At 59.4% G+C, this 13227-nt stretch carries 12 protein-coding genes; 5 read left to right on the top strand and 7 right to left on the bottom strand.

What is annotated here, in order from left to right; translation table 11 throughout:
* Positions 1 to 245 precede the first annotated feature (245 nt).
* Both GBC55_RS11080 and GBC55_RS11075 read right to left on the bottom strand, forming a co-directional pair.
* Entirely contained in the window at positions 246 to 707 is a 462-nt protein-coding gene (locus GBC55_RS11080; RefSeq protein WP_162437514.1) for a MarR family transcriptional regulator, read from the bottom strand.
* A 69-nt stretch (positions 708 to 776) separates the two neighbouring features.
* Positions 777 to 1733, bottom strand: a complete 957-nt coding sequence (locus GBC55_RS11075; RefSeq protein WP_162437513.1) for a LysR family transcriptional regulator — start codon at positions 1731 to 1733, stop codon at positions 777 to 779.
* Between the two features lie 106 nt (positions 1734 to 1839).
* Here GBC55_RS11075 and GBC55_RS11070 point away from each other — a divergent pair, with 106 nt between their 5' ends.
* Positions 1840 to 2589, top strand: coding sequence for a sulfite exporter TauE/SafE family protein (locus tag GBC55_RS11070; RefSeq protein WP_162437512.1), 750 nt, complete (start codon positions 1840 to 1842; stop codon positions 2587 to 2589).
* Here the strand turns inward: GBC55_RS11070 and GBC55_RS11065 are convergent.
* Positions 2579 to 3433, bottom strand: coding sequence for a LysR substrate-binding domain-containing protein (locus tag GBC55_RS11065; protein WP_162437511.1), 855 nt, complete (start codon positions 3431 to 3433; stop codon positions 2579 to 2581). The two genes, GBC55_RS11070 and GBC55_RS11065, sit on opposite strands and share 11 nt — an antisense overlap.
* Positions 3434 to 3529: 96 nt before the next feature.
* Between GBC55_RS11065 and GBC55_RS11060 the strand changes: the two genes are divergently transcribed.
* Positions 3530 to 3745, top strand: a complete 216-nt coding sequence (locus tag GBC55_RS11060; RefSeq protein WP_162437510.1) for a DUF1127 domain-containing protein — start codon at positions 3530 to 3532, stop codon at positions 3743 to 3745.
* Positions 3746 to 3809: 64 nt separating this feature from the next.
* Positions 3810 to 5039 carry a winged helix-turn-helix domain-containing protein gene (locus GBC55_RS11055; protein ID WP_162437509.1) on the top strand — a complete coding sequence of 410 codons (1230 nt, stop codon included), beginning with the start codon at positions 3810 to 3812 and terminating at the stop codon, positions 5037 to 5039.
* Between the two features lie 105 nt (positions 5040 to 5144).
* On the opposite strand, the gene GBC55_RS11050 is transcribed toward GBC55_RS11055, so the two are convergent.
* Positions 5145 to 6491, bottom strand: a complete 1347-nt coding sequence (locus GBC55_RS11050; RefSeq protein WP_162437508.1) for a 3-deoxy-7-phosphoheptulonate synthase class II — start codon at positions 6489 to 6491, stop codon at positions 5145 to 5147.
* Positions 6492 to 6626: 135 nt separating this feature from the next.
* Between GBC55_RS11050 and GBC55_RS11045 the strand changes: the two genes are divergently transcribed.
* Positions 6627 to 7382 carry a spermidine synthase gene (locus GBC55_RS11045; protein WP_162437507.1) on the top strand — a complete coding sequence of 252 codons (756 nt, stop codon included), beginning with the start codon at positions 6627 to 6629 and terminating at the stop codon, positions 7380 to 7382.
* Positions 7383 to 7513: 131 nt separating this feature from the next.
* Here the strand turns inward: GBC55_RS11045 and GBC55_RS11040 are convergent, their stop codons facing one another.
* Positions 7514 to 8305 carry a crotonase/enoyl-CoA hydratase family protein gene (locus GBC55_RS11040; protein WP_162437506.1) on the bottom strand — a complete coding sequence of 264 codons (792 nt, stop codon included), beginning with the start codon at positions 8303 to 8305 and terminating at the stop codon, positions 7514 to 7516.
* A 432-nt stretch (positions 8306 to 8737) separates the two neighbouring features.
* Between GBC55_RS11040 and GBC55_RS11035 the strand changes: the two genes are divergently transcribed.
* Positions 8738 to 10411: a DEAD/DEAH box helicase gene (locus GBC55_RS11035; protein WP_162437505.1), complete on the top strand. Its 1674-nt coding sequence runs from the start codon at positions 8738 to 8740 to the stop codon at positions 10409 to 10411.
* 240 nt (positions 10412 to 10651) lie between these two features.
* Here GBC55_RS11035 and GBC55_RS11030 read toward each other — a convergent pair whose 3' ends face one another.
* Both GBC55_RS11030 and GBC55_RS11025 read right to left on the bottom strand, forming a co-directional pair.
* Positions 10652 to 12808, bottom strand: a complete 2157-nt coding sequence (locus tag GBC55_RS11030) for a mechanosensitive ion channel domain-containing protein (RefSeq protein ID WP_162437504.1) — start codon at positions 12806 to 12808, stop codon at positions 10652 to 10654.
* Positions 12809 to 12885: 77 nt separating this feature from the next.
* Positions 12886 to 13062 (bottom strand): hypothetical protein, encoded by a 177-nt coding sequence (locus GBC55_RS11025; RefSeq protein ID WP_178114294.1) that lies wholly within the window; start codon positions 13060 to 13062, stop codon positions 12886 to 12888.
* Between the last annotated feature and the right edge of the window lie 165 nt (positions 13063 to 13227).

The raw sequence follows: 13227 nt of genomic DNA, 5'->3' as shown, positions 1-13227 counted from the left end.
TAAGTGCGAGATAAATGTATCTCGATAATATTTAGCGCGCAAGATAAATTTTTGAAAAAATTTCCCTTCGACGAAGCCGTGTGCGCAGAGCAGCGGAATAGAGCGGTTTAAATGCCAAGAGCAGCGCAAAACAAATATGGGAGCGAGCCTGCTCGCGATGGCGGTATGACAGGCACATCATGTGTTGACTGGCTCACCGCTATCGCGAGCAGGCTCGCCTCCCAGGGGTCAAGGTGGGGCGAGGTTTAGAGACTGCCCTGCAAATGCCGACGCAATGCCTGCAAATCCGCCTGCAGCTTCTGCAATTGCTCCAGCGTCTGCCCACTGGCACCGAGGATGCATTGCGGAATATCACGTGCCTTGTCCCGCAATGCACGACCTTGCTCCGTCAGTTCGACAATCACTACCCGTTCATCCTCACGACTGCGCGTACGACTCAGTAAACCCTCGACTTCCAGGCGTTTGAGCAGAGGCGTCAACGAGCCAGGATCGGTGAGCAGGCGCGTGCTGATTTCACCGACAGTCAGCCCGTCACGTTCCCACAACACCATCATCGCCAGGTACTGCGGATAGGTCAGACCCAAGGCTTGCAGCAGCGGCTTGTAAACCTTGGTCATCATCAACGACGTGGAATGCAGGGCGAAGCAGACCTGATTATCCAGCAGCAGGTGGTCACAGTTATCGGGAGAGGTGTGCTTTTTGGTCATGTCGAAGCCTTGATCAATGATCGTAATGAATCTAGCGGGCTAATCTTTGATGCGCCAGATAATTCTCGGCTAGTGCCGATCCAGGTTTTTCTGAAGCGCCAGATCCCATGGCGGGATTGGACTGAACCGGCTCTTGAGATATTCCAGCAGCAGTCGGCTGCGTGGATTGGGTTGTTGTTCCAGACGCAATGCATAAATTCCGGTGCTTTCCGGATCGGGCAGACCGTTGTCGCAGAACAACGGCAGCAACTCGCCGCGCACGAGGTATTCGCTGGCCAGCCAGGTTGGCAAGTGCGCAACGCCAAGCCCGGCAAGCGCGCCGCAGACCAGCGCTTCGGCATTGTTTGCGCTCATACGGATACGCGCGGGGCGATGCACTTGCAGCTGGCCGTTGCGTTCAAATCGCCAGGCAAACAGTGGTGCCAGACCCTCCCAGTCGAGACCGTCATGTTCAACCAGTTGCGCCGGCTCGCTCGGTACGCCCCGGCGCTTCAGGTAATCGGGGCTGGCGCAGGCAATGCGCACCATGCTCGCCAATGGCGTGGCCACCAAACGCGTATCGGCCATTTGCCCTGCGCGCAGTACCAGATCGACTTTGCCCAGGTTCAACCCCTGCATGTCCACAAAGCTGTCGATCAGGTGCAATTGCACATCGAGGCCGGGGTAGAGCATCAGAAAGTCGGCAATCACCGGTGCAAGGTGCCTACGCCCGAACGCGGCGGGCGCATCAATCCGGATCAATCCTTCCGGCGCACTGCTCAGGGAAACTGCTTCCGCCCTGGCGAGGCGTAATTCCGCCACGATCCGCCGTGCACGTTCGGCAAAAGCCAGGCCGGCCGGTGTCGCACGTACAGCGTGGGTGCTGCGGATGAACAATTGGCTGCCGACGGCGTGTTCCAGGCTGTCGATGCGCCTCGCCACTGCGGAGGGCGTCAGCGGATAACGGCGGGAGGCGGCGGAAAAGCTGCCGGTTTCCAGCACATCAAGAAACAACCCGAGCTGTTCGGTCAATTGATTAGGGTTCATGAGCGTTGCTTATGCAAAGTAGGCACAGCCATTGTGCGTTGCTGTGCGTTTCACTGCCAGCAGTGACTGCGTAGGATGAGCCTTCTGACAGGAAGGGAAATTGGCCGTGATCGAGTTTTTGATGTACCTGGTGTTTGGCGCTGCCCTCGGTACGCTGGGTGGTTTGTTCGGTATTGGCGGCGGCTTGATCGCGATTCCCCTGCTGGGCGTGCTGTTCGGTCTCGATCAGCAGATTGCTCAGGGCACCGCGCTGGTCATGGTTGTACCGAACGTGATGCTGGCGCTGTGGCGTTATCACCAGCGCAACCGGATCGAACTGCGCCACGCGTTGCCGCTGGCGTCGATGGGATTCTGCTTCGCCTGGCTCGGTTCGATCTGGGCAGTGGGCATTGATGCGCAAACCATGCGCGTCGGCTTCGTCGCCTTCCTGATTGCCCTGTCGGCCTACAACCTGGTGCGCATGTTTACCGCTAACGCACCCGCGTCGTCGCAGATGCGTTATTCCTGGCCGTGGCTGGGTGTCCTTGGCGCTGCGTCCGGTTCCATGGGTGGGTTGTTTGGCGTAGGCGGGGCGGTCGTGGCAACTCCGGTGTTGACCAGTCTGTTTGGTACAAGCCAGGTGGTTGCCCAGGGTTTATCGCTGGCACTGGCGTTGCCAAGTACTGGCGTCACGTTGGTCACGTACGCCGTGCACCATCAAGTCGACTGGATGATCGGCGTGCCGCTGGCCGTCGGTGGCCTGATGAGCATCAGCTGGGGCGTGAAGATTGCCCACGCCATGCCGGAGCGGCTGCTACGCGGGCTGTTTTGCGCCTTTCTGGTGCTGTGCGCGGTGATGCTCGCCTTTAAAGTTTGAAGCCTTCGACGATATGTTCGGCCAGGCTTTCAGTGATCGGCGACGGATTGTGCAGGTTGCGCACCAGCATGATGCTCGCCTCGGGCAACTCCGGCAGGCCCTCGGCTTCACCCAGAATGCGCATGTCCGGCGTGATCAGGCTTTCCAGTTGTGCGGTGACGGCCAGGCCGGCGCTGACCACCGCCATGATCGCCGACAGGCTGGAACTGTTGTATGCGACCCGATAATCCCGGCCCATGGCGTCCAGCGCATTGCAGGCCCACAACCGGCAGAAGCAATCACTGTTGAACATCGCCAAGGGCAACGGCGTTTGCTCATGGGCGCTGAAACATTGCGCTTCGGCCCAGACAAAACGCTCCTTGCGCAACAACTGGCCGATCTCGTTGCCCGGCTCGCGAGTGACGATGGACAAGTCCAGGTCCTGGCGCAGCAGCAATTGTTTTGATGATTCGCAATGGACCTCGATCTGGATCAGCGGGTAGGACTGTGCAAACCGCCGCAGAATCCCCGGCAGAAACCGCATCACATAATCGTCGGGCGTGCCGATACGCACCATGCCGACCATGTGCGGTTCTCGCAGCGTGTTGAACACCTCGCTGTGCAACTTCAGAATGCGCCTGGCATAGCCCAGCAATACCTGGCCTTCCGCCGTCAGCCGCACCTGGCGACCGTCACGCTGGAACAACTGGCGCTGCAACACATCCTCTTCAAGCCGCTTCATCTGCATGCTTACGGCAGATTGCGTGCGGTTGACCAGCTCCCCTGCACGGGTAAAACCACCTTGGTCGGCAATGGCGACGAAGGTGCGCAGCACTTCGGTGTCGATACTTGGGAAGGCTGACATACATCAATCTCCGAGATGTGTTGCATAAGAAACATTCGTTGGATTGATCTTAGCGCCAGCGCGACACTTGAGCCATCCCAAACGGAGGGCAACAAGATGAAAGGTCAAAACGAAGTCTTAGCCACAGAAAAACATTCCATCCATGTCGTATCTGATTTGCTGCACAAGTTGACTCGCTGGTACGAATTGCACCGTGAACGCGAACTGTTGGCCGGTATGAGCGACGAGGCGTTGAAGGACATCGGCCTGAGTCGTGCAGATGTCGAGCACGAAGTGGTCCGTCCATTCTGGGATGACCCGATGCACAAATGAGTCATTCACACCTACACAAAACCTCTTCCGGTGAGGTAGGTTGCGAGCAGACAAGGAGATGCTCATGCCCGCAACACTGTCCTTCTCCATCAAACAGGCTCGGCGTATGGCGCTGGCTGCCCAGGGATTCAACGGGCGCCAGCCGCCAGCGACGATCAAGGCGGCGCAGCTCAATCGCCTGATCGAACGTCTGGGCATCCTGCAAATCGATTCGGTCAATGCGCTGGTGCGTTCGCACTACCTTCCGCTGTTTTCCCGCCTCGGCAGCTACTCCTCCGACTTGCTCGACCAGGCTGCCTGGAGTCAGGGCCGGCGACGCACGCTGTTCGAATACTGGGGCCATGAAGCCTCTCTGTTGCCCTTGTCGATGTATCCGTTGATGCGCTGGCGAATGCTGCGCGCGACCCGTGGCGAGGACATCTATCAGCAACTGGCGCGTTTTGGTCGTGAGCAACAGGACACGATTCGCCGGGTGCTGGCTTCGGTTGAGGAGCTTGGGGCGCTGGGTGCCGGCAGCCTGTCGACTCGCGAAGAACGGGCCGGACCCTGGTGGGACTGGAGCGCAGAAAAGCATGCGCTGGAATGGTTGTTCGCTGCAGGTGAAGTGACCGTGGCGGGGCGACGTGGATTCGAGCGGCTTTATGATTTGCCGGAAAGAGTGATCCCCTCGGCGATACTCCAGCAACCTGTCCTTGAGGAAGCGGCAGCCCAGCGAGGGCTGTTGCTGCATGCCGCGACTGCCTTGGGCGTGGCGACGGAAAAGGATCTGCGCGATTACTTCCGGCTTAGCCCGGGTGATGCTCGCCCGCGTCTCGCCGAGCTGGTTGAGGAGGGGGCATTGCTGACCTGCGATGTGCAGGGTTGGCGGCAACCGGCCTACTGCCTGCCCGAGCCCAAAGTGCCGCGCAAGGTCGAGGCCAGTGCGTTGCTTTCACCCTTCGATTCACTGATCTGGGAGCGTAGCCGCACCGAGCGATTGTTCGATTTTCGTTATCGGCTGGAGATTTACACGCCGCAGGACAAGCGGGTGTTCGGCTATTACGTGCTGCCGTTCTTGCACCATGAAAGAATCGCGGCACGGGTGGACCTGCGTGCGGAAAGGGCCCAGGGGAGGTTGGCGGTGCATGCGGTACACGAGGAAGAGCCGGGGCTGGATGACGAGGGAATGCTGGCGTTGGCGATGAATTTGCGGCGGATGGCGGATTGGCTAGGGCTGACGCGGGTGCAGCTGAATTGTCAGCGGGTGAGTGCGGCCAGGTTGCGGGTAGCATTGGCTGCGATTGAGGGTGCCTGAGCTGGCCTGATCGCTAGCAGGCTAGCTCCCACAGTTGAACGCGTTCGGCAGAACAGCGCGGTAAAAATGTGGGAGCTAGCCCGCTAGCGATTGTTTCAAAGTGATTTACCGCCGGACTTGTTTCAACGTCTCGGCAATCAGAAACGCCAATTCCAGCGACTGATCGGCATTCATCCGCGGATCGCAATGGGTGTGATACCGGTCCGACAATCCATCTTCGGTAATAGGTCGCGCGCCACCGATGCACTCGGTCACGTTCTGCCCGGTCATCTCGATGTGGATGCCACCGGCGTAAGTGCCTTCCGCTTCGTGAACCTGGAAGAACTGCTTCACTTCTCCAAGAATCTGCGCAAAGTCGCGAGTCTTGTAGCCGCTGCTGGCCTTGATGGTATTGCCATGCATCGGATCGGAGCTCCAGAGCACCTGCTTGCCCTCGCGCTGCACGGCGCGGATCAACGCGGGCAGATGATCACCCACCTTGTTCGCGCCCATCCGGGCAATCAGGTTCAGACGACCTGGGTCGTTGTCCGGGTTTAGCACGTCGATCAGACGAATCAGATCGTCGGGGTTCATGCTTGGCCCGACCTTGACGCCGATCGGGTTGTTCACGCCCCGCAGGAACTCGACATGAGCGCCGTCGAGCTGACGGGTGCGGTCGCCGATCCACAGCATGTGCGCCGAGCAGTCGTAGTAATCGTTGGTCAGGCTGTCGCGACGCACGAAGGCTTCTTCGTAGTTCAGCAGCAGCGCTTCGTGGGCGGTGAAAAAACTGGTTTCGCGCAGCTGTGGCGAACTGTCCATGCCACAGGCGCGCATGAAGGCCAGTGTTTCATCGATGCGATCGGCCAGGTGGCTGTATTTTTCAGCCAGTGCCGAGTTGGCGATGAAATCCAGGTTCCACTTATGCACCTGGTGCAGGTCGGCAAAACCGCCTTGGGCAAAGGCCCGAAGCAGGTTCAAGGTCGCCGTGGACTGGTGATAGGACTGGAGCAAGCGCTCCGGGTCCGGCACACGGCTTTTCTCGTCGAAACCGATGCCGTTGACGATGTCTCCGCGGTACGCCGGCAAGGTCACGCCGTCGATGGTTTCGTCGTTGGCTGATCGTGGCTTGGCGAATTGCCCGGCCATGCGTCCAACTTTGACCACCGGGCATCCGGCAGCAAACGTCATGACGATCGCCATTTGCAGCAGCACTTTGAACGTGTCGCGAATCTTCGCGGCGGAGAACTCGGCGAAGCTCTCGGCGCAGTCGCCGCCCTGCAACAGAAACGCGCGGCCCTGGGTCACCTCGGCAAACTGACGGCGCAACTCCCGGGCTTCACCGGCAAACACCAGCGGCGGATAGCTGGCCAGCGTTTGCTCGACGTGCAGCAAATGCGCCGCGTCGGGGTAGTGGGGTTGTTGCTGGATCGGCAAGGCGCGCCAGCTGTCAGGACTCCAGGGTTGGCTCATCACGGTCTCGGTTGGTTTACGCTCGGACCGTCATGTTATCAGCAATTAATGCGTGACCTGTTCCCGTTGCTTCGCGGACAATCGCGCCTTTGCCGCTTCAAGCTGCGGCAGGCCCGGTAATGATCTGGAGACGAAATGACTGAGGAGCGCGTCGAGCATCTGCTCGCCGAGGTACAGGATGAGTTCGGCGTGATACGCGTGCTGGAAGTGGCCGATTACCGTTTTCTCGAATTCGGTGATGCCATCGAACAGAGTTGCGTGTTTACTGCCGATCCCAGCTGGCTCGAATACGACTACACCCGCGCGATGTTGATCGGCGCGTTGTGCCACGATCAGCCGGAGAGTGCGCTGTTTCTGGGGCTCGGGGCAGGCACATTGACCCAGGCCTGCCTGAAGTTCCTGCCGCTGGAAGACGTCGAGGCTATCGAGCTGCGTCCCGATGTACCGCGCCTGGCCATTGAGTTCCTTGGGCTGGATGATGACCCGCGGCTGTATATCCGTGTGGGCGATGCGCTGGAACTGCTCGACACCGCCGAGCCTGCCGACCTGATTTTCGTCGACCTCTATACCGATGTCGGTCCGGGTGTCGGGCATCTGGCCTGGAGCTTTTTGGAAAACTGTCAGAAGCGCCTGAATCCAGGCGGCTGGCTGGTGATCAACCAATGGGCCACCGATGATGGAAAACCCTTGGGCGCGGCGCTGCTGCGCGGTTTGTACCACCGCCATTACTGGGAGTTGCCGGTGAAGGAGGGCAACGTGATTTTGATCGTGCCTTCGGAGCTGGATCAGGAACTGGACATGGATGGGCTGATCGCGCGGGCTGAAGGACTGGCGCCGCAGCTGGGGTATTCGTTGCAGCCGTTGATCAAGGCGATTCGCCCGGCTACTTGAGGTTGTTGAGCCCCCTGTAGCTGCCGAAGGCTGCGATCTTTTGATCTTAATCTTTTGGCAGCTTCAACAAGCTGAAAATCAAGATCAAAAGATCGCAGCCTTCGGCAGCTCCTACAGGGGTGGTGCTGCCTTCAGCAGCCTTTGAAAACGCCCGGCCGCTTCTCGACCATCGACCGCACCCCTTCCTTGGCATCTTCACTCGCCATCAACTTCTTCACCAGCGGCGGCAACGCCTGCGCCGCTGCAGTTTCCCCTTCATACCGTGCCTGGCGAGCCGACATCAATGTCGCCTGAACCCCAAGCGGCGCCTGCCGGGCGATCCGTTCGGCCAGCTCAATCGCCCGTGGCAACAAATCCTCGCTGGCCATGACTTCCTGCACCAACCCCAGGTGCAACGCCTCGTGGGCATCGAATTCATCGCCGGTCAGCAACCAGCGCATGGCATTGCCCCAGCCCGCGACCTGATGCAGGCGCAGCGTGGCCCCGCCAAACGGGAATATCCCCCGTTGCACTTCTTTCTGGGCAAAACGGGTGTTGCTGGCGCACAGGTTGATGTCAGCGGCCAGCATCAGCTCGATGCCGATGGTCAGGCAGTAACCTTGTGCAGCGACAATCACCGGTTTACTCACCCTTGGCCCGGCAAATACACCCCAGGGATCGCAGCCGCCCGGAGGCGCCTGCCAACCTTCAGCCAGGGACGCGCTGGCACTGACCAGGTCGAGCCCGGCGGTAAAATGCTCCCCATGGCCGAACACCACGGCCACCCGCGCGTCGCTGTCCGCTTCGAGCTCGCCATAGGCCAGGCTGAGCTCGTTGAGCAGTTGCAGATCGAAGGCGTTGCGCTTGGCCACCCGGTCCAGACCGATTAACAGGACATGACCGCGCCGTTCGCGGCTGACTCGACTGCAGCTGGGTTGATCCATGGAACATTTCCTCGGGCGGGAAGAGGTGGGAAGGCGTCAGTGAGACCGCAAGTTTTTGTCGTCAGGGTGAACCGTTTTAGCGCCATCCCCAGCAGGGCTGGGCCTTTGAAAAATAGACCGTTGCGCGATTATGCGCAAAGCCTGTGACATAACGGTGTATCCGTCAGTTTTCCGACAAATAATGCTCCCTTTTTGGGCGAATTCCGGTATAGTGCGCGCCGGCCTTTAACCGGGCCGCGTTTAGGTAGCGCAATTCCCCGAAGTCAGCTTCGGCTGCACGTCCGCACACCGGACTCTCCCTTGACGAATCTTTTTCATTCATTCGTTTTCGCAAATCCCCGCCGACAAAGCAGCCAGGGCGACTCTTGAGTCTTACACGGCATGCGCAGCTTTGGAGCATGGGTCTTTGCGGATGCACTTAGAGGCAGACCCATGACCCAGGAAACCGGCGGCTTCGCCGCTTTTAATCTTAATCCGAATATTCTTGCAGCCGTCATTGCGACTGGCTACGAAGAGCCTTCGGCTATTCAGCAGCAATCGATCCCGATCATCATGGCCGGCCACGACATGATTGGCCAAGCGCAAACCGGTACGGGTAAAACCGCCGCTTTCGCCCTGCCGATCCTGCATTGCATCGATCCTGCCAAGCGCGAGCCGCAAGCCCTGATCCTGGCGCCAACCCGTGAGTTGGCGCTGCAAGTAGCAACCGCTTTCGAAACCTACGCCAAGCAAATGCCGGGCGTTACCGTTGTGGCCGTTTACGGCGGCGCGCCTATGGGCCCACAACTGAAAGCAATCCGTAACGGCGCACAGATCGTTGTCGCCACCCCGGGCCGCCTGTGCGACCACCTGCGTCGCGACGAGAAAGTCCTGTCGACCGTGAACCATCTGGTTCTCGACGAAGCTGACGAAATGCTCAAGCTGGGCTTCATGGACGACCTGGAAGTCATCTTCAAGGCTCTGCCAGCGACCCGTCAGACCGTACTGTTCTCGGCGACCCTGCCACAGTCGATCCGTGCCATTGCCGAACGTCACCTGCGTGACCCGCAACACGTGAAGATCCAGACCAAGACCCAGACCGTTACCGCGATCGAACAGGCTCACCTGTTGGTTCACGCTGACCAGAAGACCTCGGCTGTATTGAGCCTGCTGGAAGTCGAAGACTTCGACGCCCTGATCATGTTCGTGCGCACCAAGCAAGCGACCCTGGACCTGGCCAGTGCCCTGGAAGCCAAAGGCTACAAAGCCGCTGCGCTGAACGGTGACATTGCCCAGAATCAGCGTGAGCGCGTGATCGACTCCCTCAAGGATGGCCGTCTGGACATCGTTGTGGCGACCGACGTTGCTGCTCGTGGCCTGGACGTTCCGCGCATCACTCACGTGTTCAACGTTGACATGCCGTACGATCCAGAGTCCTACGTTCACCGTATCGGCCGTACTGGCCGTGCCGGTCGCGAAGGTCGTGCGCTGTTGCTGGTGACTCCGCGTGAGCGCCGCATGCTGCAAGTGATCGAACGTGTAACCGGTCAGAAAGTGGCTGAAGTCCGCCTGCCGGATGCTCAGGCCGTTCTCGATGCCCGCATCAAGAAACTGACCAACAGCCTGTCGCCGCTGGTTGCTGATGCTGAATCGACTCACGGTGATCTGCTGGATCGTCTGACTGCCGACATCGGTTGCAGCCCGCGTGCCCTGGCCGCGGCCCTGCTGCGCAAGGCTACAAACGGTCAAGCACTGACCCTGGCTGCGATCGAGAAAGAACGTCCACTGGTGCCGAACAATGCACCGCGTGGCGATCGTCCTGAGCGTACCGGTGATCGTCCGGACCGTGGTGATCGCGAGCGTCGTGCTCCGGTTCCATTGGCTGAAGGCCGTGCTCGTTGCCGTACCGCGCTGGGCGCGCGTGATGGTATCGCCGCCAAGAACCTGCTGGGCGCCATCCTGAACGAAGGCGGCCTGGCTCGTGAAGCGATCGGTCGCATCCAGGTGCGTGACAGCTTCAGCCTCGTTGAGCTGCCGGAAGATGGTCTGGAGCGTTTGCTGACCAAGCTGAAGGACACTCGCGTTGCCGGTAAGCAGTTGAAGCTGCGTCGCTACCGCGAAGATTGATCCGCTCTCGAGCTGATTGATCAAAAATAAAAAATCCCCGACTGGTTCGGGGATTTTTTTATGCCTGCGTTGTGGCGAGGGGATTTATCCCCGTTCGGCTACGCAGCAGTCGTAAAACCTGAACGCAAGATCTATCTGATGCACCGCGCTGCCCGAACTCACGACTGCTTCGCAGCCGAACGGGGATAAATCCCCTCGCCACATTGCAGCTGTTCCAAATGCCACAAAGCGGCTACAAGGTTAGTCCGTAACCGGTCCGCCACCCGCCGTAATCACTTGCACACTCATGCGCGGTGTCGCCAGATCAAGCCCTGCTTCATCCAGTTGCCGCTTGAGTAACAGGTTGAACGCCCGGGAGACTTCCCACTGCTTGATCGGAGCGGTCTTGAATCGGGCGCGAAGTATTGCGTTGCCCGACTCGAAACTCTCGACGCCCTGAATCTCCAGTGGCGACCAGATGTTGCGCCGTTGCAGTGGGTCCGTCCGCATCTTCTGCCCCACATCGCGCATCAACTTGATCGCGTCATCGATGTTCATGGCGGAAGGGATGGCCACCCTGAAAATCGCGTAACCGAATTCCCTGGAGTAGTTCTTGATGCTTTTGATTTCGCTGAACGGGATGGTGTGGACGATGCCGTCGATATCTCGCAGGCGCACGGTGCGAATCGTCAGGCCTTCAACCGTGCCCAGGTGGCCGCCAACGTCCACGTAATCGTCGATGGCCAGGGAATCCTCAATGATGATGAACAGCCCTGTAATCAGGTCGGCAACCAGCGACTGGGCACCGAAACCAATGGCCAGACCGATCACGCCGGCACCGGCCAGCAGTGGCGTGACGTTCATGCCCATGTTTGCCAGCGCAACGATCAGCGCAACGATGAAAATCGCCACGAACAGCACGTTGCGGATCAGCGGCATCATCGTCTGCGCGCGGGCATTTGCCAGGCCTTTGCGCGAGCGGGTGAGGGCGTGGTGCACTGCGGTGTCACTGAGAATCCAGATCAGCCAGGCAAAAATAAGCGTCCCCGCCAGGCTGAACAGTTTGACGCTGACTTCATGACCTTCGCCTTCGGTGAAGGTAATCAGTGACATGCCCCAGACGCGCAGGCCAAGCTCAATGAACGCCAGCCACACCAACAGGTGGGCGAGGGTGTAGAAAAAGTTTTTCAGTCGATCCGAATACAACGCATGCCGCTTCACGCCTCGCTGCGGTTTGAGCGAGTGACGGCGCACCAGCCCATTGATGACCATGCACAGCACCAACAGCACCGTGCAGATCAGCGACTGACGCAACGCAGTGCTGGTGTCGCCAGCTGACACGAAAGTGGCAAACAACGAAATGCCCACCAGTACCAGGGCGGGTATGTACCAGAAGGTTCCGAGGATATCGATGGTGTCGCTGAGTGCGCGGCGGGTCAGGCGCCGTGACAGTGGCTGGTTGCGGATCAAGTGCGCAATTGGACGGCGGAAGCGCAGGATAAACAGTCCGGTGGACAGTGCGGCCAGGACATTGGCGATCGTTGCGGCGGTGTGCGCCAGGTGGGTGCCGAGGCTTTCAACCAGTCGCGGATCACTCAAGGCTTCGCCGAATGCGGCGAAGCTGCCGATCAGCCACAACGGCCGAAAGGCCTGATGCCGCAGGATGTACAGGGCACGGTGACGGTGTGGGCCGTCGAGCAGGGAGAAAGCGATGACGCAGATCGCCGAGAAGCAGGTGCCCACCACCAGCGCATACGCCAACACCATGGCCAGGCTTTTGCCTAATGACGAGGGCAGCGCGTAGGTCATGTAGACCGTCATCACCAGCGCTATCAGCCACGGCCCGAGTTTGCGCAAGGCGAAACGCAACATGTCCAGGGCGCTGGGATGTTGCGGCAACTCTTCGGTCAGGCCGAAGCGCATGCGCACCCGGTGACTGAGCCAGATAAGCACGGCGGCGAGCAAACTCCAGACCATCAGGATCATGGCAAAGGCAAAGATGATCGGCAGCCATTCATTGGCCGGCACGATCAAGGCCTTCAGTTCTTCCTTGGTCAGTTCGTACTCTTCGGACCAGCGCGTGAGTGGACTGTCGGCGCCGGAAAACTGCTTCTCGAGACTTGCCAAGGTCCCGCCGATCAATCCGAGTACGCCCTGTTCGGCGGCGGGCTGGGCCTTTTTGGTGGCATCACGCAACTTCTTCAGGTCGGCGAGCAATTTGGTCCGCTGCTGATCGTTCTCCAGCGACTTGATGACTTCGTCAAGGGATTGCCCCAGCGGTTCCTGGGCTTCTGGCTGGGCTTTCGCCGAACCGTTGAGCAGGCTCGGCAGGCCGACGGCCTTGGCTGGCGCCATTGGCAAGAGCGTCATGAGGCAGACGAGGAGGAGATACGGCAGGGCGAAAAGACGAGCGAACACTAGGCGGTCAACCTTGGAATGAGCAGATCGACCGAGTGTACGAGCCCGCTAAAATCAATGCGAGCCGGGGAGCGGATTTATTCGTTAAGTTTGGCGAGGATCTTGAACACCACGGTGGCGAGGATCGTCAGCATGCCGATCCACATGGCGAACACGCCGGCATTCTTGTCACGGAAATTGAAGCCGATGGCGAGCAGGATCATCCCGGACAGGATCGGAATCAGCATGGCGTGGAAGGACTGCATGGAGATCATGGAGCGACTGCCTTGTCTTGGGATGATTTAAGTTTAGGTGGCTTTTAGCCGCGCGGTGTTGAGGCGTATCAAAAATGAGGCATCCGCCGCATGAAAGTGTCGTCCCTAACGACGCTTTCGCGAGTAAGCCCGCTCCCACATCGTGAAATGGGTTCCCTTGTGGGG

Source organism: Pseudomonas sp. TNT3 (assembly GCF_010095445.2).
In the GTDB taxonomy this organism is placed as follows: Bacteria; Pseudomonadota; Gammaproteobacteria; order Pseudomonadales; family Pseudomonadaceae; genus Aquipseudomonas.
The sequence above is the reverse complement of the archived record's forward strand: the minus strand, read 5'-3'. Positions and strand labels throughout refer to the sequence as shown.

What these genes read in the sequence shown, in the direction of transcription:
- GBC55_RS11080 (WP_162437514.1), bottom strand. Translation starts at nt 707, where the DNA reads ATGACCAAAAAGCACACCTCTCCCGATAACTGTGACCACCTGCTGCTG.
- GBC55_RS11075 (WP_162437513.1), bottom strand. Translation starts at nt 1,733, where the DNA reads ATGAACCCTAATCAATTGACCGAACAGCTCGGGTTGTTTCTTGATGTG.
- GBC55_RS11065 (WP_162437511.1), bottom strand. Translation starts at nt 3,433, where the DNA reads ATGTCAGCCTTCCCAAGTATCGACACCGAAGTGCTGCGCACCTTCGTC.
- GBC55_RS11060 (WP_162437510.1), top strand. Translation starts at nt 3,530, where the DNA reads ATGAAAGGTCAAAACGAAGTCTTAGCCACAGAAAAACATTCCATCCAT.
- GBC55_RS11055 (WP_162437509.1), top strand. Translation starts at nt 3,810, where the DNA reads ATGCCCGCAACACTGTCCTTCTCCATCAAACAGGCTCGGCGTATGGCG.
- GBC55_RS11050 (WP_162437508.1), bottom strand. Translation starts at nt 6,491, where the DNA reads ATGAGCCAACCCTGGAGTCCTGACAGCTGGCGCGCCTTGCCGATCCAG.
- GBC55_RS11045 (WP_162437507.1), top strand. Translation starts at nt 6,627, where the DNA reads ATGACTGAGGAGCGCGTCGAGCATCTGCTCGCCGAGGTACAGGATGAG.
- GBC55_RS11040 (WP_162437506.1), bottom strand. Translation starts at nt 8,305, where the DNA reads ATGGATCAACCCAGCTGCAGTCGAGTCAGCCGCGAACGGCGCGGTCAT.
- GBC55_RS11035 (WP_162437505.1), top strand. Translation starts at nt 8,738, where the DNA reads ATGACCCAGGAAACCGGCGGCTTCGCCGCTTTTAATCTTAATCCGAAT.
- GBC55_RS11025 (WP_178114294.1), bottom strand. Translation starts at nt 13,062, where the DNA reads ATGATCTCCATGCAGTCCTTCCACGCCATGCTGATTCCGATCCTGTCC.